The organism is Streptomyces amritsarensis (genome assembly GCF_001953875.1).
GTDB lineage: Bacteria > Actinomycetota > Actinomycetes > Streptomycetales > Streptomycetaceae > Streptomyces > Streptomyces amritsarensis.
The window spans coordinates 15,327-37,397 of sequence record NZ_MQUR01000079.1 but is presented as its reverse complement, the minus strand read 5'-3'; the positions used below and the strand labels follow the sequence as shown (position 1 = coordinate 37,397).

General features: G+C 73.7%; 21 protein-coding genes and 1 tRNA gene. 8 read left to right on the top strand and 14 right to left on the bottom strand.

From position 1 onward, the window contains the following. Nucleotides 1-41 precede the first annotated feature (41 nt). From AVW11_RS27165 to pdhA, 3 genes are read right to left on the bottom strand one after another with little or no spacing between them, the layout of a single operon-like run. Nucleotides 42-1,406, bottom strand: a complete 1,365-nt coding sequence (locus tag AVW11_RS27165; RefSeq protein WP_060177132.1) for a dihydrolipoamide acetyltransferase family protein — start codon at nucleotides 1,404-1,406, stop codon at nucleotides 42-44. Then, a complete protein-coding gene (locus AVW11_RS27160; RefSeq protein WP_107277550.1) occupies nucleotides 1,406-2,374 on the bottom strand; it encodes an alpha-ketoacid dehydrogenase subunit beta in 969 nt (322 codons plus the stop codon). Before AVW11_RS27160 ends, AVW11_RS27165 begins: the two co-directional genes overlap by 1 nt. A 47-nt stretch (nucleotides 2,375-2,421) precedes the next feature. After that, the gene (gene pdhA / locus AVW11_RS27155; protein WP_030839157.1) at nucleotides 2,422-3,558 is read right to left on the bottom strand and encodes a pyruvate dehydrogenase (acetyl-transferring) E1 component subunit alpha; all 1,137 of its coding nucleotides are present in this window, start codon (nucleotides 3,556-3,558) and stop codon (nucleotides 2,422-2,424) included. A 178-nt stretch (nucleotides 3,559-3,736) separates the two neighbouring features. Here pdhA and AVW11_RS27150 point away from each other — a divergent pair, with 178 nt between their 5' ends. Beyond that, a complete protein-coding gene (locus tag AVW11_RS27150; protein WP_107423340.1) occupies nucleotides 3,737-4,306 on the top strand; it encodes an Lrp/AsnC family transcriptional regulator in 570 nt (189 codons plus the stop codon). A 94-nt stretch (nucleotides 4,307-4,400) separates the two neighbouring features. Here AVW11_RS27150 and AVW11_RS27145 read toward each other — a convergent pair whose 3' ends face one another. Together AVW11_RS27145 and AVW11_RS27140 are read right to left on the bottom strand one after the other, a co-directional pair. Beyond that, entirely contained in the window at nucleotides 4,401-4,988 is a 588-nt protein-coding gene (locus AVW11_RS27145) for a TetR/AcrR family transcriptional regulator (protein WP_030839163.1), read from the bottom strand. Continuing rightward, on the bottom strand, nucleotides 4,985-6,511 hold the full coding sequence (locus tag AVW11_RS27140) for a 3-hydroxyacyl-CoA dehydrogenase (RefSeq protein ID WP_076046312.1): 1,527 nt from the start codon (nucleotides 6,509-6,511) through the stop codon (nucleotides 4,985-4,987). The genes AVW11_RS27145 and AVW11_RS27140 overlap by 4 nt, the downstream gene beginning before the upstream one ends. Before the next feature lie 124 nt (nucleotides 6,512-6,635). Here AVW11_RS27140 and paaN point away from each other — a divergent pair, with 124 nt between their 5' ends. Further along, nucleotides 6,636-8,318, top strand: coding sequence for a phenylacetic acid degradation protein PaaN (gene paaN / locus AVW11_RS27135; protein WP_060177134.1), 1,683 nt, complete (start codon nucleotides 6,636-6,638; stop codon nucleotides 8,316-8,318). 148 nt (nucleotides 8,319-8,466) lie between these two features. On the opposite strand, the gene AVW11_RS27130 is transcribed toward paaN, so the two are convergent. From AVW11_RS27130 to AVW11_RS27120, 3 genes are all read right to left on the bottom strand, one after another. After that, nucleotides 8,467-9,249 carry a TrmH family RNA methyltransferase gene (locus AVW11_RS27130; RefSeq protein ID WP_030839171.1) on the bottom strand — a complete coding sequence of 261 codons (783 nt, stop codon included), beginning with the start codon at nucleotides 9,247-9,249 and terminating at the stop codon, nucleotides 8,467-8,469. Nucleotides 9,250-9,339: 90 nt separating this feature from the next. Beyond that, nucleotides 9,340-10,548 carry an HTTM domain-containing protein gene (locus tag AVW11_RS27125; RefSeq protein ID WP_225884865.1) on the bottom strand — a complete coding sequence of 403 codons (1,209 nt, stop codon included), beginning with the start codon at nucleotides 10,546-10,548 and terminating at the stop codon, nucleotides 9,340-9,342. Then, the gene (locus AVW11_RS27120; RefSeq protein WP_107423339.1) at nucleotides 10,533-11,195 is read right to left on the bottom strand and encodes a DUF5819 family protein; all 663 of its coding nucleotides are present in this window, start codon (nucleotides 11,193-11,195) and stop codon (nucleotides 10,533-10,535) included. The genes AVW11_RS27125 and AVW11_RS27120 overlap by 16 nt, the downstream gene beginning before the upstream one ends. 205 nt (nucleotides 11,196-11,400) lie before the next feature. Between AVW11_RS27120 and paaA the strand changes: the two genes are divergently transcribed. The 6 genes from paaA to AVW11_RS27090 all read left to right on the top strand — a co-directional run bounded on the left by paaA (nucleotide 11,401) and on the right by AVW11_RS27090 (nucleotide 16,258). Next, a complete protein-coding gene (gene paaA, locus AVW11_RS27115) occupies nucleotides 11,401-12,387 on the top strand; it encodes a 1,2-phenylacetyl-CoA epoxidase subunit PaaA (RefSeq protein ID WP_037832268.1) in 987 nt (328 codons plus the stop codon). Beyond that, the gene (paaB, locus tag AVW11_RS27110) at nucleotides 12,384-12,668 is read left to right on the top strand and encodes a 1,2-phenylacetyl-CoA epoxidase subunit PaaB (protein WP_030839183.1); all 285 of its coding nucleotides are present in this window, start codon (nucleotides 12,384-12,386) and stop codon (nucleotides 12,666-12,668) included. Before paaA ends, paaB begins: the two co-directional genes overlap by 4 nt. Then, the gene (paaC, locus tag AVW11_RS27105; protein WP_060177137.1) at nucleotides 12,665-13,402 is read left to right on the top strand and encodes a 1,2-phenylacetyl-CoA epoxidase subunit PaaC; all 738 of its coding nucleotides are present in this window, start codon (nucleotides 12,665-12,667) and stop codon (nucleotides 13,400-13,402) included. Before paaB ends, paaC begins: the two co-directional genes overlap by 4 nt. Next, the gene (gene paaD, locus AVW11_RS27100) at nucleotides 13,396-13,905 is read left to right on the top strand and encodes a 1,2-phenylacetyl-CoA epoxidase subunit PaaD (protein ID WP_030839189.1); all 510 of its coding nucleotides are present in this window, start codon (nucleotides 13,396-13,398) and stop codon (nucleotides 13,903-13,905) included. The genes paaC and paaD overlap by 7 nt, the downstream gene beginning before the upstream one ends. After that, nucleotides 13,906-15,012, top strand: coding sequence for a 1,2-phenylacetyl-CoA epoxidase subunit PaaE (paaE, locus tag AVW11_RS27095; protein WP_030839191.1), 1,107 nt, complete (start codon nucleotides 13,906-13,908; stop codon nucleotides 15,010-15,012). A gap of 103 nt (nucleotides 15,013-15,115) precedes the next feature. Then, nucleotides 15,116-16,258 (top strand): acyl-CoA dehydrogenase family protein, encoded by a 1,143-nt coding sequence (locus tag AVW11_RS27090; protein ID WP_076046308.1) that lies wholly within the window; start codon nucleotides 15,116-15,118, stop codon nucleotides 16,256-16,258. 8 nt (nucleotides 16,259-16,266) lie between these two features. Here the strand turns inward: AVW11_RS27090 and AVW11_RS27085 are convergent, their stop codons facing one another. The 6 genes from AVW11_RS27085 to AVW11_RS27060 all read right to left on the bottom strand — a co-directional run bounded on the left by AVW11_RS27085 (nucleotide 16,267) and on the right by AVW11_RS27060 (nucleotide 21,880). After that, entirely contained in the window at nucleotides 16,267-16,611 is a 345-nt protein-coding gene (locus tag AVW11_RS27085; RefSeq protein WP_030647619.1) for a rhodanese-like domain-containing protein, read from the bottom strand. A gap of 83 nt (nucleotides 16,612-16,694) precedes the next feature. Beyond that, nucleotides 16,695-17,558: a J domain-containing protein gene (locus AVW11_RS27080; protein ID WP_060177139.1), complete on the bottom strand. Its 864-nt coding sequence runs from the start codon at nucleotides 17,556-17,558 to the stop codon at nucleotides 16,695-16,697. 76 nt (nucleotides 17,559-17,634) lie between these two features. Next, a complete protein-coding gene (locus AVW11_RS27075) occupies nucleotides 17,635-19,062 on the bottom strand; it encodes a DUF2252 domain-containing protein (RefSeq protein WP_060177140.1) in 1,428 nt (475 codons plus the stop codon). 57 nt (nucleotides 19,063-19,119) lie between these two features. Further along, nucleotides 19,120-19,779, bottom strand: coding sequence for a response regulator (locus tag AVW11_RS27070; RefSeq protein WP_037832275.1), 660 nt, complete (start codon nucleotides 19,777-19,779; stop codon nucleotides 19,120-19,122). A 9-nt stretch (nucleotides 19,780-19,788) separates the two neighbouring features. Beyond that, nucleotides 19,789-21,501, bottom strand: a complete 1,713-nt coding sequence (locus AVW11_RS27065; RefSeq protein ID WP_240528274.1) for a sensor histidine kinase — start codon at nucleotides 21,499-21,501, stop codon at nucleotides 19,789-19,791. Nucleotides 21,502-21,797: 296 nt separating this feature from the next. After that, nucleotides 21,798-21,880 (bottom strand) — tRNA-Leu (locus AVW11_RS27060). Between the last annotated feature and the right edge of the window lie 191 nt (nucleotides 21,881-22,071).

Below are 22,071 nucleotides of genomic sequence, written 5' to 3'. Positions count from 1 at the left end.
GGGCGGGGCGGGGTGTGGCCCCGCGCAGCGGGGCCGCGCCGCTACAGGCTGCGCAGCAGCACCGCCGGGGATTCCACGCAGTCCGCGACATGGCGCAGGAAGCCGCCGGCCGTGCCGCCGTCGCAGACCCGGTGGTCGAAGGTCAGCGACAGCTGGACGACCTTGCGCACCGCCAACTGCCCCTGGTGCACCCACGGCTTGTCGATGATCCGGCCGACGCCGAGCATCGCCGCCTCGGGGTGGTTGATGATCGGCGTGGACCCGTCGACCCCGAACACCCCGTAGTTGTTGAGGGTGAAGGTGCCGCCCGTCAGGTCCGCCGGGGCCAGCCTGCCCGAGCGGGCGAGCTCGGTCAGCCGGGCGAACTCCGCCGACAGGGACTCCGGGTTGCGGCCCTGCGCGTCCCGGACCACGGGGACGACCAGTCCCCGCTCGGTCTGCGCGGCGAAGCCCAGGTGCACCGACGGGAGCCGGACGATCTCCTTGGCCGCGAGGTCCACGGTGGAGTTCAGCTCCGGGTACTTGGCCAGGGCGGCCGTGCAGATCCGCGCCAGCAGCGCGAGCACCGAGATCTTGGGCCCGCCCACGGCGTTCATGGCGGCCCGGGCCGCCATCAGCTCGGTGGCGTCGGCGTCGACCCAGCAGGTGGCGTCCGGGATCTCGCTGCGGCTGCGCGACAGCTTCTCGGCGACCGCACCGCGCAGCCCCTTGAGCGGGATCCGCTCGCCCTGCGCCGACACCGTCGCGGGGGCGGGAGCGGGAGCCGGGGCGGGCGCCCGCAGCGCGGCCAGGGCCGCCTCGACGTCGGCCCGCAGGATCAGGCCTTCCGGCCCGGAGCCGTGCAGCGCGCGCAGGTCCACCCCGCCGTCCTTGGCCAGCTTGCGCACCAGCGGCGAGATGACGGGCACCGGCCCGGCGGGAGCCGCAGGAGCGGCCGGAGCCAGAGCCGGGACCGGGGCCGGGGCCGGGGCCGGGGCCGGGGCCGGAGCCGGAGCCGGGGCCGGAGCCGTGACGGGCGCCGACACCGCGGCGGTGACGGGTCGCACCCGTCGCCGACGCGCCGGGCGCGAGTGGTCCGAGCCGTAGCCGATCAGCGGCCGGGGCGCCTCGCCGGAGCCCTCCGCCTCCGCGGCCTCCGCGGCCCCGGCGGGCAGCGACTGCGCACCCACCGCGACGGTGATCAGCGGGGCGCCGACCGGCAGCTCCTCGCCCTCCTCGCCGAACCGGGCGGTGACCACGCCGCCGTACGGGCAGGGCACCTCCACCATCGCCTTGGCCGTCTCGACCTCGACGACCGGCTGGTCGATGGCGACGACGTCGCCCACCGCCACCAGCCACCGCACGATCTCGGCCTCGGTCAGGCCCTCGCCGAGGTCGGGCAGCTTGAATTCCATTACCTGCGGCATCAGTTCTCCCACTGCAGGCGGGCCACGGCGTCCAGGATCCGTTCCACTCCCGGCAGGTGGTGCTTCTCCAGCATCGGCGGCGGGTACGGGATGTCGAAGCCCGTCACCCGCAGCACCGGGGCCTCCAGGTGGTGGAAGCACCGCTCCGTGACGCGGGCGGCGATCTCCGCGCCCGGGCCGCCGAAGCCGCCGGCCTCGTGGACGACGACCGCGCGCCCGGTGCGGCGTACGGACTCCACGACCGTGTCCTCGTCGAAGGGGACGAGCGAGCGCAGGTCCACGACCTCCAGGTCCCAGCCCTCCTCGCGGGCCGCCTCGGCCGCCTCCAGGCAGACCGGCAGCGAAGGCCCGTAGGTGATCAGGGTGGCGCTCGTGCCCGTGCGCCGGACCAGCGCCTTCCCGATGCCCGGGACGGCCGCCGGCGCCTCGGCCGACCAGTCCGCCTTTGACCAGTACAGCCGCTTCGGCTCCAGGAAGACCACCGGGTCGTCGCTGGCGATCGACGCGCGCAGCAGCCCGTACGCGTCCTCGACGGTCGCCGGGGTCACCACCGTCAGGCCGGGGGTGGCCACGTAGTACGCCTCGGAGGAGTCGCAGTGGTGCTCCACACCGCCGATGCCGCCGCCGTACGGCACGCGGATGGTGATCGGCAGCGGCATCGCGCCGCGGGTGCGGTTGCGCATCTTCGCCACGTGCGAGATCAGCTGCTCGAAGGCCGGGTAGGCGAAGGCGTCGAACTGCATCTCCACCACGGGCCGCAGCCCGTACATGGCCATGCCGACCGCCGTGCCCAGGATCCCGGCCTCCGCGAGCGGGGTGTCCGTGCAGCGGTCCTCGCCGAACTCCTTCGCGAGGCCGTCCGTGATCCGGAAGACGCCGCCGAGCGTGCCGACGTCCTCGCCCATCACGTGGACCGTCGGGTCCTCGGCCATCGCGTCACGCATCGCCCGCGTCAGGGCCTGCGCCATCGTCGCGGGCTTGGCCCCCGTCTTCGCGGACTTCGCCGCCACCGTCGTCACGCCTGGTCCTCGGCTTCCAGCTCGGCACGGAGCATGCCCGCCTGCTCGCGCAGGCGGTCGGTCTGCTCCGCGTAGACATGCGCGAACAGGTCCATCGGGTCGACCACCGGATCGGCGTTCATCCCGTCGCGCAGGGACGCCGCCATCGCCTCGGCCTCGTCGCGCGCGGCCGTGATGCCCGCCTCGTCGAGGATCCCGCGCGCGGTCAGCTCGCGCTCCAGCAGGTCGATCGGGTCGTGCGCCTTCCACGCCTCGACCTCGGCGTCACCGCGGTAGCGCGTCGCGTCGTCGGCGTTGGTGTGCGCCTCCATGCGGTACGTGACGGCCTCGATCAGGGTCGGGCCGCCGCCGGCCCGGGCCCGCCGGACGGCCTCGGCCAGCACCTCGTGCATCGCGGCGATGTCGTTGCCGTCGACCAGCCGGCCCGGAATGCCGTAGCCGACGCCCTTGTGGGCCAGCGTCGGGGCGGCGGTCTGCTTGGCGAGCGGGACCGAGATCGCGAAGCCGTTGTTCTGCACGAGGAAGACCACCGGGGCCTGCCATACGGCGGCGAAGTTCAGCGCCTCGTGGAAGTCGCCCTCGCTGGTGCCGCCGTCGCCGACCATGGCGAGGGCGACGACGTCGTCGCCGCGCAGCCGGGCCGCGTGCGCCAGGCCCACCGCGTGCGGCAGCTGGGTGGCGAGCGGGGTCGAGAGCGGGGCTATGCGGTGCTCACGCGGGTCGTAGCCGGTGTGCCAGTCGCCGCGCAGCAGGGTCAGCGCCTGTACGGGGTCCAGTCCGCGGGCCACGGCCGCCAGGGTGTCGCGGTAGCTCGGGAAGAGCCAGTCCTGCTCCTCGAGGACCATGGCGGCCGCGATCTCGCAGGCCTCCTGCCCGACGGTGGAGGGGTAGACGGCGAGCCGGCCCTGCTTGGTGAGCGCCGTGGCCTGGGCGTTGTAGCGGCGGCCGCGCACCAGCTCGGCGTAGCACCGGAGCATCAGCGCGGGGTCGAGGCGGTCGGCCGCCTCGGTGCCCAGCACCCGGTAGGGCTCGGCGTCCGGGAGCAGCGGGGCGGCGTCCGTACGGGGCCTCCAGGCGGGCGGCGGGGTGGAACGGTGGGACGCACCGGCACCGGGCAGCTCTTGGACCGTCATGGCGGCGTACACCTCCTCGTGGGAAGCGGGCAGGGGGTGCCCCGGGTGTGAGGCCCCTCACCTACCGATTGTTCGGTTGTCCGCGCAATTTGGCTACAGGCGGCTCCAGGCTGTGGACAAACTGGCGCCGGGGCCCTGGGATGGACGCAGGACGTCCAGAAGAGGGAGGCATCGGGCAATGCCGGATGAACAAATGGCCCGAGCAGGTTCCGCACCGGTCCCCGCGGGTGCCGCACCGGGAGCCCCCGCGGTCCCGCCCGTCGCACCCCGCCCCCTGGACCCGATCGACCGGTCGATCATGCGGTTGCTCCAGGCGGACGGCCGGGCGTCCATACGGTCGGTGGCCGAGCAGGTGCACGTCTCGCGTGCGAACGCCTACGCGCGGATCAACCGGCTCATCGACGACGGTGTGATCCGCGGGTTCACCGCCCGCGTCAACCACGAGCGCGCGGGCCAGGGCGCCTCCGCCTACATCACCTTGAAGATCGTCCAGAACTCCTGGCGCACGGTCCGCGAACAGCTGCGCGAGCTCCCGGGCGCCGCGCACATCGCCCTGGTCAGCGGGGACTTCGACGTGCTGCTCCTGGTGCACACCCCGGACAACCGGACCCTGCGCGAGCTGGTCCTGACCCGCCTCCAGGCCATCCCGGAGGTCCTCTCCACGCGCACTCTGCTGGTCTTCGAGGAGACGGACCTCCTGGACGCGGGCCCGGGCCCGGCCGGCGGCCCCGCGATCGCCGAGGAGTAGCCCGTACGGGTGGCAGGCCCGCCCGTGACGCGACAGCGCCCCGGGAAGGGCCTGGAGGGCGGTTCCCGGGGCGCTGTGCGGCGCTCGACGGCCGTCAGCGGGCCGTGCGCAGCCCGTCGAAGGCCATGTGGACGACGGCGTCGGCCAGTTGCTCGGGGCCCGTGCCCGGGTGCGGGCGGTACCACTCGACCAGCGAGTTCACCATGCCGAAGAGGAGGCGGGTGGCGAGGCGGATGTCCACGTCCGCCCGCAGGTCGCCGTCCGCGGCGGCGGCCTTGAGCAGGTCCGCGACCTGGTGGTCGAACTCGCGGCGGCGCTCCAGCGCCCACCGCTCGGTGCGGGTGTTGCCCCGGACCCGCAGCAGCAGCGTCACGTACGGCAGCTCGCCGACCAGCACCTCGACCGTGCGGCGCGTGACGTACTCGACGCGCTCCACGGCACGGCCGCGGACCGCCCCCGGCTCCTCCAGCACGGCGAAGAGCCCGTCGAGGGCGCGGCTGACGGCCCGCCGCAGGAGCTCCTCCTTGCCCGTGACGTGGTGGTAGATCGAGGACTTCGAGATGCCGGCGGCCTTGGAGAGGTGCTCCATCGAGGTGCCGTCGTAGCCGCGCTCGTTGAAGACCTGGACGGCCACGGACAGGAGGGTCTCGGGGGTGTAGGTGTCCCGCTTGGCCGTCGTCACGCGTCGTCCCCCGTGTCGTCCTGGTCGTCGTCGCCGGCCTCGTACCCCAGCTTGAACAGGGCGAGGGAGGGTGCGTAGCGGCCTCCGGGGCAGCGCTCGTCGAGGTGGTGCAGCAGGTCGTAGGCCCAGTCGCGGCCGAGCCGGCCGTGCCATTCGGAGGGGCCCAGCGGGTAGTTGACGCCGAGCCGCATCGCGGTGTCGATGTCCTCGGCGGAGGCCACGCCGCGGGCGACGGCGTCGGCGGTGAGGTCGATCAGCATGGCGACGGTCCGGGCGACGATCATGCCGGGGACGTCGCCGATGACGGAGACCTGCTTGCCGAGCTTCTGGAAGAGGCCGATCGCCTCGGAGAGGGTCCGCTCGCCGGTGTCCGCGCTCGCGGACAGCGCGATCCGGGTGGCGCCGCGGTAGTCGAGCGCGAGGTCGAAGTAGACGACGTCGGTGAACTCCACGGAGGTCTTGCCGTCCGCGAGGACCAGCTGGCCCTCTCCGGGCAGCTGGATGTACGGGCCCCCGTGCGCGGTGGAGGTGACCGCGATCCCGGCCTCCTCCAGCAGGTCGGCCAGCTCGGCCGCCGGGCCGAGGTCACCGACGACGGTCACCTTGTCCGGGGCCTCCTCGGGCCCGGCGGTGTGCGGCTGCGCGGCGGCCGCGTCGGGGCCGTACGGGTACCAGCCGTGCCCCGATTTGCGGCCCAGGCGGCCAGACTGGACCAGTCGGCGCTGCGCCAGGGACGGGGTGAACTTGGGGCTGCGGAAGAAGGACTCCCACACGGAGCGGGTCACGGCCTCGTTGACGTCCTGGCCGATCAGGTCGGTCAGCGCGAAGGGGCCCATCTTGAAGCCGCCGCTCTCGCGGAGCACGGCGTCGATGGTGGCCGGGTCGGCGCCCTGCTCCTCGTACACCGCGAAGGCCTCGGCGTAGAAGGGGCGGGCGATCCGGTTGACGATGAAGCCGGGGGTGTCGGCGCAGCGGACCGGGGTCTTCCCCCAGCCGAGGACGGTGCGGTACGCGCGCTCGGCGGCGGCGGGGTCGGTCGCGGAGCCGCTGACCACCTCGACGAGCGGGAGCAGCGGCGCCGGGTTGAAGAAGTGCAGGCCGAGGAAGCGGCCGGGGTGCGCGAGGCCGGCGGCGAGCTCGGTGACGGAGAGGGAGGAGGTGTTCGTGGCGAGCAGCGCGTCCGGTGCGACCACCTCTTCGAGGGCCGCGAACAGCGTCTGCTTGATCCCGACGTTCTCCACGACCGCCTCGATGACGAGGGCGGCCCCGGCGAGGTCCTCGAGGGCGTCGGCGGCCGTGATCCGGCGGGCGGTCTCCTCGGCCTCGGCCGGGTCCAGACGGCCCTTGGCGGCCATCCGCTCGACGCGGTCCTGCACGATGCCGACGCCGTCGGCGGCGAGGGCCGCGTCGATGTCGTAGATCAGCACATGGTGACCTGCGAGAAGGGCGACCTGGGCGATGCCCTGGCCCATGGTGCCCGCGCCGACGACCGCCACAGTGCGGGACCGCTCGATTGCTGTCATGTCCTGATCCTCCCGCACCGACTTGTCCACAGGTCCGCCGGGCCCTCTTGTCCCGACCGATCGTTCGGTTACTCTAACTCCAGTCTGCTCTCCTTCGCCCGGCTCAACGAGGAGTTGGTCCCTGATGGCCGCCGAGCTCACCGTCCCCCAGCTGTCCGCCAAGCACCGGCCCACCCTGGACCAGGCCCTGTCGGCGATCCGCAGCCGCGCCTACTGGTCCCCGCATCCCGAGCACCCCAAGGCGTACGGCGAGAGCGCCCCGGCCGACGGGCTCGCCGCCTTCGAGGCGCTCCGCGGCACCCGTATCGACCTCGGCCAGCCCGGCACCGACGGATGGACGGGCGCCGAGAAGTCGCCGTACGGCCCGGAGCTCGGCGTGGAGTACCCGCACGTCGACCCGGACGTGCTGCTGCCCGCGATGAAGGCCGGCATGGCCGCCTGGCGCGACGCCGGACCGGAGGCGCGCGCCCTGGTCTGCATCGAGATCCTGGCCCGCATCTCCGCCCGCACGCACGAGTTCGCGCACGCGGTCATGCACACCAGCGGCCAGGCCTTCATGATGGCGTTCCAGGCGGGCGGCCCCCACGCACAGGACCGCGGCCTGGAGGCCGTGGCCTATGCCTACGAGGAGCAGACCCGCGTCCCGGGACAGGCCGACTGGTCCAAGCCGCAGGGCAAGAAGGACCCGCTGGAGCTCGGCAAGACCTTCACCGCGGTCCCCCGGGGCATCGCCCTCATGATCGGCTGCAACACCTTCCCGACGTGGAACGGCTACCCGGGCCTGTTCGCCTCGCTGGCCACCGGCAACCCGGTGCTGGTCAAGCCGCACCCGCGGGCCGTGCTGCCGCTCGCCCTGACCGTGCAGGTGGCCCGGGAGGTCCTCGCGGAGGCCGGCTTCGACCCGAACCTGGTGGCGCTCGCGGTCGAGCGTCCGGGCGAGGGCATCGCCAAGGACCTCGCCGTCCGCCCCGAGATCAAGCTGATCGACTACACCGGCTCCACGGAGTTCGGCGACTGGCTGGAGGCCAACGCCCGGCAGGCGCAGGTCTACACGGAGAAGGCGGGCGTCAACACCGTCGTCCTGGACTCCACCGACAACTACAAGGGGATGCTGGCCAACCTGGCCTTCTCGCTGTCGCTGTACAGCGGCCAGATGTGCACCACCCCGCAGAACCTGCTCATCCCGCGCGACGGCATCGCGACGGACGCCGGCCACAAGTCCTACGACGAGGTCGTGGCCGACCTCGCGGCCTCGGTCGGCGGTCTGCTCGGCGACGACGCCCGGGCCAACGCGCTGCTCGGCGCGCTGGTCAACCCGGACGTCAAGGCCCGCCTGGAGGCGGCGGCCGGGCTCGGCGAGGTCGCGCTGGCCTCCCGCGAGGTCACCAACCCCGACTTCCCGGACGCGGTGGTCCGCACCCCGGTGATGGTCAAGCTGGACGCCGCCAAGCCGGACCCGGAGGCGCCCTTCCTCTCCGAGTGCTTCGGCCCGGTCTCCTTCGCGGTGGCCGTGGACTCGACGGCGGACGCGCTGGACCTGCTGCGCCGCACCGTGCGCGAGAAGGGCGCCATGACCGTGGGCGCCTACACCACCTCCCCGGACACCGAGCGGGCCGTCGAGGAAGTCTGCCTGGAGGAGTCCGCGCAGCTCTCCCTGAACCTGACCGGCGGGGTCTACGTCAACCAGACCGCGGCCTTCTCGGACTTCCACGGCTCCGGCGGCAACCCTGCGGCCAACGCCGCGCTGTGCGACGGCGCCTTCGTCTCCAACCGCTTCCGCGTGGTGGAGGTCCGCCGCCAGGCATAACCGCCGGCCGTCCCTGTTCCGGTGGACGCCTCCTGCCCGGACGTGCGGGCGGAGGCGTCCACCTGGTCCATCCCGCCCAGCACGGTGAAAACCGCGCGCCCGGCGGCGACGCTCGGCCCAGGCCGCGGCGGCCTGGGCCGGAGGAGTCCTAGGCGTCCTCGCCGCCCTCTTCGGGCCCCGCCGGGGGGCCGCCCCAGTGGAAGAGGGTCATGGCCACGCTGGTGGCGAGGTTGTAGCTGGAGACCTGGGGGCGCATCGGCAGTGACACCAGGTGGTCGGCCCGCGCGCGCAGCTCCGGGGAGATCCCGTGCCGCTCCGAGCCGAAGGCCAGCAGCGCGCCGTCGGGGAGGGTGAGGCCGCGGATGTCCTCGCCCTCCGGGTCGAGCGCGTAGAGCGGCCCGGGCGGCAGCTCCTCCAGCGCCAGGCGCTCGACGGTGGTCGCGTAGTGCAGTCCGGCTCCGGCCCTGACCACGTTCGGGTGCCAGGGGTCGAGGTCGCCGCGGGTCACCACGCCGGTGGCGCCGAAGCCGGCGGCGAGGCGTACGACGGCTCCGACGTTGCCGAGGTTGCGGGGGTTGTCGAGGACGACGACGGGCGCCGGCCTGGGCATCCGCCGCAGGGCCGCGAGGCCCGCCGCCCGGTCGGGCCGTACGGCGAGGGCCGCGACCCCGGTGGGGTGGACGCGCGGCAGCAGGTCCGCGAGCACGGCCGGCCGCACCAGGCGGACCACGTCGGCCTCGACGTCCGGAGCCAGCTCGCGGGCCAGGTCCCGTACGGCGCCGGGATCCGCGGCGACCGCCCTGCGCACGTCGGCCCCGAAGCGCAGGGCGTGCTTGAGCGCGTGGAACCCGTCCAGGAGCACCACGTCCTCCCGCCCGGCCTCCTCCCGCCACTGCCGCACCGTCTCGTCCGCACCTGCCCGCTCGCTCATCCCCCGACCCTACGGCCCCGCCTCGGCCCCGCCGATGTCCGGGACCGGGGCTCCCGGGCGGCGCCCCGGCTCACACGCCGCGCGGCACACTCAGCGCGGCACCGCCCCGGCCCCGGCCTCCGCCTCACGCTCCGCACGGGCGCCCGGGACCGCGCCGGCCGTGCGCGGCCCGAACCCGCGCCCGACACCCCGCCGCCGGGCGGCGACCCGCGCACCGAGCCACACCAGGAAGCCGGTCGGCAGGAACACGGCATCCGCGGCGATCATCGCCAGCGAGAAGAACGGCAGTCCCAGCAGCACCGCGATCCCCGCGTGCTCGATCATCATCAGGGCCAGCAGCACGTTCTTGATGCGCCGGTTGAAGAGGGTGAACGGGAAGGCGACCTGCACCGCCACCGTGCCGTACGACAGCAGCATCACCGCCGTCCCGCTGCTCGCCAGCAGCTCGGACAGGGCCGGCCACGGGGTGAAGTAGTCCAGCCCCAGCGGGTAGTACAGCGCCGTCCCGTCCTGCCATCGCGAGCCCTGGATCTTGTACCAGCCGGCCGTCGCGTAGATCAGGCAGACCTCCGCCATGATCACCAGCATGCCGGTGTTGTGCAGCAGGTTCGCCAGGACGTCCAGGACCGCCCGCCCCTCGCCCTCCGGCTCGTACCGGTCGACCAGCCACCACAGGCCGCAGACCACCCACAGGGCGGCGAACGCCGCGAGCCAGCCGTCGCTGAACCGCCCGGTGGCCGCCCCGTACGCGAAGACGGCCCCCAGCACCCCCCACAGGACGGGCCCGGCCGCCCCGGCCGTCGCCGCGCCGCGGACGCGCGCCCGGCGCGCGTCCAGCGACCACACCTGCGCGCACCGGGTCAGCACCAGGTAGATCGCGACCAGGTGGATGACGTTGTCCCCGCCGTCGCCCATGAACACGCTGCGGTTCTGCAGGGACAACACGCCGATCATGAACACCACGGACGATGCCCGGGTCCGCCAGCCCAGCAGCAGGCCGGCGCTCGCCAGCACGGACACGGCGTAGACGGCCTCGAACCACAGGGTCGAGGCCGACCACGTCAGGACGGTGAAGGCGCCGTTGGAGTCGAGCAGCCGCTGCGCCAGCTCCTGGCTCCACGGCCCGTCGGGGCCGTACAGCTCGGCGCGGTGGGGGAACTCCCGCAGCAGGAAGAAGAGCCAGGTGCCCGCGAAGCCGATGCGCACGACGGCGCTCTGGTAGGGGCCCAGCGCCCGCCCGCTGACCTCGGCGACGGCCCGGGCCAGCGCGGCGCGGGCGCGCCTCACACCTTCCACCACGGCAGCTCCCGGTAGTAGGTCTGGGTGTCGGTGGTCTCGGTGCTCCACTTCGGCGCGGGCACGGCCCTGCTCGCCGAGCGCATCTGGATCCGCAGGATGCGCCCGCCCTCGTGGTCAGGGGTGAGCCGGTCCAGCGCGATCCGCCTCAGGTACTCCTCGGCGAGCTCGCCGCGGTCGCCGACGGGCTTGCCGTTCTCGTCGTGGGAGCCGGTGTAGAAGTCCCAGGCCCGGCGCAGCTCGTTCTGCTCCGTGTGGCTCGGCAGCAGGCTGTGCCGGATCGCGGCGGCGTCCTCGGCACTCAGGTCCCGCCAGCCGGTGGTGGTCAGCTCTCCGCCGGCGGTCCGGACCTCGGCGCGCACCTCCACGGCGATGTTCTGCTGGAGCGGGTTGGGCGCGAAGAGCTTCCAGTTCTGTTCGAACTCGGGGTAGATCCAGGCATCGATCGTCTCGGCGTGCCGCTTGCTCAGCGTGTTGGAGGGGGCGACGTGCAGGAAGACCAGCGCGAGGTGGGCGCAGGCGGCGAGGCCCAGGGCGCCCAGCGCGAGGGCGGCCACGACCCGGTACGGGGTGGACAGACCGGCGATTCCGGGCGCTCGGGAGGGTGGCGGAGCGGCCTCTTCGGCGAGCTCGTGCCCGTTCGCGTCCATCACGCCCCGATCGTCCGGCGTCCACAGGGTTGACCACAGAGGTTGACACCCTACGGGCCGCCGTCTCACCATTGAAGCGCAGGAACCGAACGATCGGTCGGTCGGGCGGACGGCAGATTCTCACAAGGGGCCGTACATGGTGGCAGTGACCCCGGAGACGGGCCCGGACACGGCCCTGGGGACAGACGGGACGGACGGGACGGGCATGACGGCTACGGCTGACCTGGGCGCACAGCTCGCGGCGGCGTTCGACGCCGCCGTGGCGGCGGACGAGCGCGTGGAGCCGCGCGACTGGATGCCGGAGCAGTACCGCGCCACGCTGGTCCGCCAGATGGCACAGCACGCCCACTCCGAGATCATCGGCATGCAGCCTGAGGCGAACTGGATCACCCGCGCGCCCTCGCTGCGCCGCAAGGCGATCCTGATGGCCAAGGTCCAGGACGAGGCAGGCCACGGCCTGTACCTCTACAGCGCGGCCGAGACCCTCGGCACCAGCCGCGACGAGCTCCTCGACAAGCTGCACTCGGGCAAGCAGAAGTACTCCTCGATCTTCAACTACCCCACCCTGACCTGGGCGGACGTGGGCGCCATCGGCTGGCTCGTGGACGGCGCGGCGATCACCAACCAGGTGCCGATCTGCCGCTGCTCCTACGGGCCCTACGCCCGCGCCATGGTCCGCATCTGCAAGGAGGAGTCCTTCCACCAGCGCCAGGGCTTCGAGCTCCTCATGGCCCTGTCCAAGGGCACCGAGGAGCAGCACGCCATGGCGCAGGACGCGGTGAACCGCTGGTGGTGGCCCTCGCTGATGATGTTCGGCCCGCCGGACGACGAGTCGGCGCACTCGGCGCAGTCGATGGCCTGGCGCATCAAGCGCCACTCCAACGACGAGCTGCGCCAGCGGTTCGTGGACATCGCCGTCCCCCAGGCCGAGTCCCTCGGCCTGACCCTGCCCGACCCGGACCTGAAGTGGAACGAGGAGCGCGGCCACCACGACTTCGGCGCCATCGACTGGGCCGAGTTCTGGGACGTGCTCAAGGGCAACGGGCCCTGCAACGAGCAGCGGATCGGCCAGCGGCGCCGGGCCCACGAGGAAGGCGCCTGGGTGCGCGACGCGGCCGCCGCGTACGCGCAGAAGCAGGCGGCACAGCAAGCGGCGAAGCACGCCGGAGCGAACGAGGAGGCACGGGTATGACGCAGAACTGGCCCCTGTGGGAGGTGTTCGTGCGCTCGCGCCGCGGCCTCTCGCACACGCACGCGGGAAGCCTGCACGCCCCCGACGCGGAGATGGCCCTGCGCAACGCCCGCGACCTCTACACCCGGCGCAACGAGGGCATCTCGATCTGGGTGGTCCCCTCCACCGCGGTCACCGCCTCCTCGCCGGACGAGCGGGACCCCTTCTTCGCCCCCTCCGCCGACAAGCCGTACCGGCACCCCACCTTCTACGACATCCCGGAGGGAGTGAGCCACCTGTGACCGGAACCGACACCGGCGCGGCCACCGTCACCGCGGCGGCCCTCGCCCTCGGCGACGACGCGCTGATCCTCTCCCACCGCCTCGGCGAGTGGGCGGGGCACGCCCCCGTCCTGGAGGAGGAGGTCGCCCTCGCCAACATCGCGCTCGACCTGCTCGGCCAGGCCCGCATCCTGCTGTCCATGGTCGGCGACGAGGACGAGCTGGCCTTCCTGCGCGAGGAGCGGTCCTTCCGCAACCTCCAGCTGGTCGAGCAGCCGAACGGCGACTTCGCCCACACCATCGCCCGACAGCTCTACTTCTCCGTCCACCAGCACGAGCTCTACGCGGAACTCGCCCGCGGGGAGGGCCCGTTCGCGCCGCTCGCGGCCAAGGCCGTCAAGGAGACGGCGTACCACCGCGACCACGCCGAGCAGTGGACCCTGCGGCTCGGCGACGGCACCGAGGAGAGCCGCGCCCGCATGCAGGCGGCGCTGCAGGCCCTGTGGAAGTTCACCGGGGAGCTCTTCCAGCCGGTGGAGGGCCTCGGCGGCGTCGACTGGGCCGCCCTCGAAGAGCGCTGGCTGGCCGCACTGACCGACGTCGTCGAGCGGGCCGGGCTCACCCTGCCCGAAGGACCGCGCACCGGCGCCTGGGCGGCCGGCGCCGGCCGCCAGGGGCTGCACACCGAGTCCTTCGGCCGGATGCTGGCCGAGATGCAGCACCTGCACCGCAGCCACCCGGGGGCGTCATGGTGACCACCGCCGACGTCCCCGTCACCCGCCTGGAGGCCGAGCTGGCCGAGCTGGCCGGATCCGTCCCGGACCCCGAGCTGCCGGTGCTCACCCTGGGCGAGCTGGGTGTGGTGCGCGGTGTGCGGATGCACGAGGACGGCCACGCCGAGGTCACCCTCACGCCCACCTACACCGGCTGCCCGGCGATCGAGGCCATGTCCGCCGACATCGAGCGGGTCCTGACCGGCCACGGCATCCCCGAGGTGCGGGTGACCACCGTGCTGGCCCCGGCCTGGTCCACGGACGACATCAGCGCCGAGGGCCGCCGCAAGCTGGCCGAGTTCGGCATCGCCCCGCCCCGGCCGCACGCGGCGGGCGGGCCCGTACCGGTGACCCTGTCCGTCCGCTGCCCGAACTGCGGATCGACCGACACCGAGCTGCTGAGCCGGTTCTCCTCCACCGCGTGCAAGGCGCTGCGCCGCTGCACCGCCTGCCGCGAACCGTTCGACCACTTCAAGGAGCTGTAGATGGCCGCCCCCCGCCACGGCGCGTTCCACCCGCTGACGGTGGCGGAAGTCGACCGGCTCACCGACGACTCGGTGGCGCTGACCCTGCGGGTTCCCGAGGAACTGCGCGAGGACTACCGGCACGCCCCCGGCCAGCACCTGACGCTGCGCCGTACCGCCCCGGAGGGCGGCACCGAGGTCCGCCGCACCTATTCGATCTGCTCGGCCGCCCCCGCGCCGGAGGGCCCGGGCCCGGCGCTGCTGCGGGTCGGCGTACGGCTGGTGGAGGGCGGCGAGTTCTCCACCTTCGCGCACAAGGAGATCGCGGCCGGCGACGTGCTGGACGTCATGGTCCCGGCCGGGCGCTTCGTCCTGGACCCCGCCGCGGCGCCCGCCGCCGGGCACTACGCCGCGATCGTCGGCGGCAGCGGGATCACGCCCGTGCTGTCGATCGCCGCGAGCCTGCTGGCCGCGCGGCCCGACGCCCGCTTCTGCCTGGTGCGCAGCGACCGGACGGCCGCTTCGACGATGTTCCTGGAGGAGGTCGCCGACCTCAAGGACCGCTATCCGTCGCGGTTCCAGCTGGTCACGGTCCTCTCCCGGGAGGAGCAGGAGTCGGGACTGCCCTCCGGCCGGCTGGACGAGGAGCGGCTGGCCTCCCTGCTGCCCGCGCTGCTGCCGGTGGCCGAGGTCACGGGCTGGTTCCTGTGCGGGCCCTACGGCCTGGTGCAGGGGGCGGAGCGCGCCCTGAGCTCGCTCGGTGTCGCCCGCACCCGGGTGCACGAGGAGATCTTCCACGTCGAGGACACCACCCCCGCCCCGGCCCGCGCGGCGGCGGCCGCGGCGGCCCCGCAGGGCCGGGTCACCGCACGGCTCGACGGGCGCTCCGGCACCTGGCCCGTCCAGGACGGCGAATCGCTGCTGGACGCGGTGCTCCGCAACCGCGCGGACGCCCCGTACGCCTGCAAGGGCGGCGTCTGCGGCACCTGCCGGGCGTTCGTGGTGTCGGGCGAGGTCCGGATGGACCGCAATTTCGCCCTGGAGGCCGAGGAGACCGACGCCGGCTTCGTCCTGGCCTGCCAGTCGCACCCGGTCACCGAGGAAGTGGAGATCGACTTCGACCGTTAGGGGCGTCCCCGGCCCCCGTGCCGGCTGTCCTCCCGTCCCCTGTCCATTTGCAGGAACGTGTTCTATCTTGACGCCCCGTCAGGTCAGAACGGGAGGACAGGCAGTGGACTTCACCTTCACCGAGGAGCAGCGGGCCGCCGTCGAGGCGGCCAGGGCCGTGTTCGCGGACGTCGCACCCGACGGCGTCCCCAGCCCCGCGCTCACCCCGGGCGCCGTCGCCGACGACTTCGACCGCCCGCTGTGGGCCAAGCTCGCCGCGTCCGACCTGATCGGCCTCGTCCTCGCCGAGGAGCACGGAGGGGCGGGCCTGGACACCATCGCCCTGTGCCTCGTCCTGCGCGAGGCCGCCCGGGTGCTGGCCCGGGTCCCGCTGCTGGAGCACTGCGCCACCGCCATGGCCGTCCAGGCGCACGGCAGCCCCGAACTGGCCGCCGCCCTGCTGCCCGGCGCGGGACGCGGCATGCTCGTCCTCACCGCGGCCGCGCACGGCCGCTCCGGCCACGATCCGGCCGAACTCGCCGTCACCGCACGGCGCGACGGCGAAGCGTGGATCCTGGAGGGCACCCAGACCGCCGTCCCCTGGGCGCACACCGCCGACTGGATCGCCGTACCGGCCCACACCGGCGAGGGCGAGGCCGTCCTCGCGCTGGTCCCGCGCACCGCCGGGGGGCTCGCCCTCGCCGAGCAGGTCTCCACCAGCGGGGAGCGGTTCGCCGAACTCGCCCTGGACGGCGTACGGGTGGAGCGCAGCCACCTGATCGAGGACCCGCAGGCCTGGGAGCGGCTCCGCCAGGTCCTCACCACCGGCACCTGCGCCCTCGCGCTCGGGCTGGGCGAGGCCGTCCTCGACATGACGAGCCGATACACCGGCAAGCGCGAGCAGTTCGGCTTCCCGGTGGCCACCTTCCAGGCGGTCGCCGTCCAGGCCGCCGACCGCTACATCGACCTGCGCGCCATGGAGGTCACCCTGTGGCAGGCCGCCTGGCGGCTCGATGCCGCCACGGGCGGCGCCGGCGGTCCCCTGCCGAGCACGGGTGACGTGGCGGTCGCCAAGATCTGGGCCTCGGAGGGCGTGCGCAGGGTCGTCCAGACCGCCCAGCACCTGCACGGCGGCTTCGGCGCCGACACCGACTACCCGCTGCACCGCTATCACGCCTGGGCCAAGCAGCTGGAGCTCCAGCTGGGCCCGGCCGCCGCGCACGAGGAGGCCCTGGGCGACCTGCTGGCCGCCCACCCCCTCGCCTGAGCAGCGCTCTAGAGGACGAAGGCCGGGTTCCCGCTGTCCGTCACCATCGGGCGCCCGGCGCCGTCCCAGGCCTGCATCCCGCCGTCGACGTTCACGGCGTCGATGTCCTGGCGCACCAGGTATTGGGTGACCTGCGCGGAACGCCCGCCGACCCGGCACATCACGTACACGCGGCGGCCGTCCTCGACGGCCTCCGTCAGCTCGCCGAAACGGGCCACGAAGTCGCTCATCGGGATATGCAGAGCACCTTCGACGTGCCCGGCCGCCCATTCGTCGTCCTCACGGACGTCGAGGACAAAGCCTTCGGAGGGCACCGCGGCGGCATCCACCGAAGGAAGCGGTCCGAAGTTCATAACTGTCGCCTTCTCTCTTCACCGGTCTGCGGCCAACCTATCCGACCCGCAGCCCCGGCCACGTCCGTGCGGTGAGCCCGCGCTCACTCGGCGGCGAGCTCGGCCGCCAGCTCCGCCTCGCGCTCGGAGACCTGCGCCAGCAGCTGCTCGGCGATCTCCTCCAGCAGCCGGTCCGGGTCGTCGGGAGCCATCCGCAGCATCGACCCGATCGCGCTCTCCTCCAGCTCCTTGGCCACGAGCGACAGCAGCTCCTTGCGGCGCGCCAGCCACTCCAGCCGGGCGTACAGCTCCTCGCTCTCGCCGGGGGCGGCCGCCTCGGGCACCGGCCCGGCCGCCCACTCCTCGGCCAGCTCGCGCAGCAGCCCCTCATCGCCCCGCCCGTACGCGGCGTTGACCCGGGCGATGAACGCGTCGCGGCGCTCCCGCTCGCCTTCCTCCTGGGCCAGGTCGGGGTGGGCCTGGCGGACCAGCTCGCGGTAGAGGCGGCGTACCTCCTCGGAGGGCCGCACCCGCTCCGGCGGCCGCACGGGCCGCTCGGTGAGCATCGCGGCGGCGTCGTCGGAGATGCCCTCCGAGCCCAGCCAGTCGTGGAAGAGCTCGTCCACCCCCGGCATCGGCATGACCAGCGAGCGCGCGTCCCGGGCCCGCCGGAGGTCATCGGCATCGCCGGTGCGCGCCGCCTTCGCCTCGGCGATCAGCGCGTCCAGCTCGTCGAGCCGCGTGTACATGGGGCCGAGCTTCTGGTGGTGCAGGCGGGAGAAGTTCTCCACCTCCACGCGGAAGGTCTCCACCGCGATCTCGAACTCGATCAGCGCCTGCTCGGCGGCCCGTACGGCGCGTTCCAGGCGCGCCTCGGGGCGTTCCTCGGCACGCTCCCCGCCGGTGACGGCGGAATCGCCGGATCCCCCGGGGACGGTCTGCTCAGGCTGCTCGGTCTGCTCGCTCACCCGGCCAGGGTACGGCCCGCCCGCGCGGGCGGTGTTTCACGTGAAACACCGCCCGTCGTGCAGCGGCCTGTGCGACCTACACGCCGGTCTCCGCGGCGATCCGGCCGGCCCGCACCGCGGCCACGAGGTCGGCGTGGTCGGCCTCGGTCCGGTCGGCGTAGGCCACGGCGAAGGCCGCCATCGCCTCGTCCAGCTCCTCGTTCTTCCCGCAGTAGCCGGCCAGCAGCCGGGGATCGACGCTGTGCGCGTGCGCCCGGGCCAGCAGCGCTCCGGTCATCCGCCCGTAGTCGTCGATCTGGTCGGGGGCCAGCGCCGCCGGGTCCACGCTGCCCTTGCGGTTGCGGAACTGGCGCACCTGGTACGGCCGCCCCTCCACCGTGGTCCAGCCCAGCATGATGTCGGAGACCACCTGCATCCGCTTCTGGCCCGCCACGACCCGGCGGCCCTCGTGCTCCTCGGGCGGGGAGGTGAAGCCCAGCCCGGGCAGGTGCGGGAGCAGCACCGAGGGCCGGGCCTCCTTCACCTGGAGGACCAGCGGTTCGCCCCGGTGGTCCAGCAGCAGGACCACGTACGAGCGGGTGCCGACGCTCCCGGTGCCCACCACGCGGAAGGCGACGTCGTGGATCGCGTACCGGGCCAGCAGCGGCAGCCGGTCGCCCTGGAGAGTCTCCAGGTAGGGGCCGAGCGAGGCCGCCACGGCCGCCGCCTCCGCGTCCGGGACGCGGCGCAGCACGGGCAGCGAGTCGACGAAGCGGCGGCCGCCGTCCGGTCCCGTCTCGGTCGACTTCGCGGCGAACCGCGCGGAGGTGTTGTTGCGGGCCTTCTCCGAGACCCGCTCCAGGGTGCCCAGCAGATCGCGGGCGTCGGCGTAGGAGACCAGTTCCTCGTCCGCGATGGCGTTCCAGGCGTCGAGCGCGGGCAGCTTGGCCAGCAGCCGTACGGTCCGCCGGTAGGCGCCCACGGCGTCCAGGGCGGCCGCCCGGCAGGTGTCCTCGTCCGCCCCGGCCACCCGGCCGGCCAGCACCAGCGAGGCCGCCAGCCGCTTCACGTCCCACTCCCACGGACCGAAAACGGTCTCGTCGAAGTCGTTCAGGTCGATGACGAGCCGGCCGCGCGCGTCCCCGTACAGGCCGAAGTTCGCCGCGTGCGCGTCTCCGCAGATCTGCGCGCCGACACCCGTCACCGGACCGCCGGAGAGGTCGTGCGCCATCAACCCGGCCGCCCCGCGCAGGAACGCGAAGGGGTTCGCGGCCATCCTGCCGACCCGTATGGGCGTCAGCTCGGGCACCCGCCCGGCATTGGACTCCTCCACCGCCCCCACCGCGTCCGGACGCCCGGCCGGCATCGTGAAGCCCGCGTGCGCCGCCCGCGGCACGCGGATGCGCAGCGCCTTGCCCGCCTCCTTCGGCGAGTCCGCCGCCACGCGCGGCGCGAACCCCGCCACGTCAGGAATGCGCTGTCCCGCTGTCGCCGCCATCGGCGCCGCCCCCACCCGTTCGTTCATGTGATCGCTTCGAGAACGGGCTGACCGTATCGACAGCCCGGTCTCCCTGGCCAGCACCTACAGCCCTGCGTCCCGGGCCAGCAGTGCCGCCTGGACCCGGTTCTCACAGCCGAGCTTGGCCAGGATCCGGCTCACGTACGTCTTCACGGTGGCCTCGCTCATGTGCAGGCGACGGCCCGCGTCCGCGTTGGACAGGCCCTCCCCGAGCAGCGCCAGCACGCCCCGCTCCCGCTCGCTCAGCTCGGCGACCTGCCGGCGGGCCTCCTCGCCGCGCGCGGCGGCCTTCCCGGACGCCAGCTGGTCCACCACGTGCCGGGTGGCCCCCGGCGAGAGGTAGGCGTCCCCGGCCGCGGCCGCCCGGACCGCCCCGATCAGCTCGCCCGGCGCCGAGTCCTTCAGCAGGAACCCCGCCCCGCCCTGCCCCAGCGCCCGCAGCACGTTCTCCTTCTCGCCGAAGGTGGTCAGGATCAGGGCCCGCACCTCCGGCGCGGCCCGCCGCAGCTCGCCCAGCGCCGTCAGACCGTCCATCACGGGCATCTGGATGTCGAGCAGCAGCACCTCGGGGGCGTGCGAGCGGGCCAGATCCACCGCCTCCCGGCCGTTCGACGCCTCCGCGACGACCTCGATGTCCGGCGCCGAGGTCAGGATCATCCTGATCCCGGCCCGGATCAGCGGCTCGTCGTCGGCGATCACCACTCTGATCACTTCGGCTGTCACCCCGTGCTCCTACTGCTTGACCTCGTACGCCTGCTTGTCCACGAGCTTGCCGTCCTTGAAGCAGAACCGGAAAACCAGGTCCGTGGTCAGGCTCTGGCCGCTCTGGTCGTCGGCCAGCAGCACCAGGCACTGCGAACCCTGCGGCCGGGGCGGCCCCTTGCGGTCGGCTCCCGCGGTCAGGAAGCTCTCGCCGCCCGGCAGCCGGTCGCGGACCGCGGTCTCGGCGTCGCCGACGTGCACGGCGTCGTACTCGTCCCTGCCGATCATCGAGTCGACCGCCGTGTCCATCAGCATCACCGCGGCGGCGCCCAGCACGATCACCAGCACCACCACCGCCGCGACGGCGATCCCGCAGCCGACAGCGACGGCTCCGGCGCGGCTGGGCACCCGTACGGCCAGTTCCCGGTCCACCGCCGCCCAGTCCATCGGCGGCTGCTCGCCGCGCCGCCCCGGCCCCTGGTGCGGGGCGCCCTTCTGGGCCTGCGCCTGCTGTCCGAAGTCGTCGGCCACGTCCTGGGCGCCGGCCGGCTCCGTTCCGTACGGCAGTACGCCGGCCACCCGGAACCCGCCGCCGTCGGCGGGACCCGCGTGCACCATGCCGCCGACCAGCCGGGCCCGCTCGCGCAGCCCCGTCAGGCCCTGCCCGCCCGACACCACCTCCCCGCCCGGACCGGCCGACGGCCCGTTGGCGATCTCCACCACCAGCGAGTCGTCCTCGTAGCGCAGCTCCACCGTGATCGGCGCCCCAGGAGCGTGCTTGTAGGCGTTCGTCAGGGCCTCCTGCACGATCCGGTACGCGGCGTGGTCGCACGCCGCGACCAGCGGCCTCGGCCGCCCCGAGGTGGACAGCCGCACCTCGGTACCCGCGGCCCGCGCCGCCTCCACGACCCCCGCGATCCCGGCCACGCCGCGCGCCGCGGGCTGCGCCGCCTCCTCCACCGGCGCGGGCGCCTCCACACCGTCGCGCAGGATGCCGACGACCTCGCGCAGTTCGTGCATCGCGGACACCGAGGCCTGCCGCAGCACGCCCACGGCCTCCCGCTGACGGTCGGTGAGCTCGGGATCCACCTCCAGCGCACCCGTGTGCACGGAGATCAACGCCAGCTGGTGGCCGAGGCTGTCGTGCATGTCCTGGGCGATGCGCTGGCGCTCGCGCAGCCGCGCCTGCCCGGCGACCATGGCCCGCTCGCGCAGCAGCTGGCCGTTGCGCTCGTGCAGCGCCGCGAGCAGGGTGCGGCGCTGCGACCAGTACCGGCTGGCCAGCCCCGGCATCACGGTGGCCGCCAGGAACATCAGCGTGGAGAACACGATGACCAGCAGCGGGCGCATCTGCGACCACTGGTCCAGGACGCCGAAGGCGATCGACGCGACGAAGGCCAGCGTGAAGGCGCCGAGCGCCCGGCCCACGCCGACGATCCGCCGCCCGGCCGACCAGCCCAGCAGCGGCAGGACGAAGAACAGCCCCGGCAGGGCGGAGCTCAGCGCCGAACCCGCCACGAGCGTCGCCGCCGGCAGCCGCCGGCGCAGCAGGGTCAGTGCCAGCAGGACGACGGCGCCCAGCAGCATCCGCTGCCCGGACCCCCCGTCGAGTTCCTCGATGCCCAGTCCGAGGATGGCCAGCACGCCGGCGAGGGCGAGGTCCCCCGCCAGCATCCGCCGCGTCCACGGCTCGGGGCCCCGCAGCCAGTCCCAACCCGTACGTGTCTTCGCCGTCACATCCACGCGCCCGACCCTAGACACCCCGCGCCCGCCCCGGCCGCCCTCTTTCGTATCGCCCGCGGCGACGAAAGTCGGATCCTGCGGCAGCAGTTGACTCGTTCCGCCCGGGCGAGGTCCTCGCCGTGACCGACGCCACACACCGGACGCCGCACATCCGACTGCGGACACCGTCCGCCGGATCCGCCGCGCGTTCCCGGTCGGAAACACGGTCGGGCACACCTCGGGCACACTTCGGTACACGGTCGGGACAATGCGAAACGGCCGCCACCGCTTTCGCGGTGACGACCGTCTCGTCGATGTGGGCGAGGGGGGATTTGAACCCCCACGTCCCGAAGGACACTGGCACCTGAAGCCAGCGCGTCTGCCGTTCCGCCACTCGCCCGAGCAGCGTCCCAGTGGTCTTCCCTTTCGGGCCGTTCCCCTGGCGACGTCGAAACATTAGCACGTAGAACGGGGTGGGTTCACATCGCTTTCCCCGGGGGCATACGCCCCGGCGCGGACTGCCCCTCCCGCACTCCGCTCCCGGTGCGGGACACTGTTCCCCGAGCGCCCCTACGATCCCTTGTGAGGACC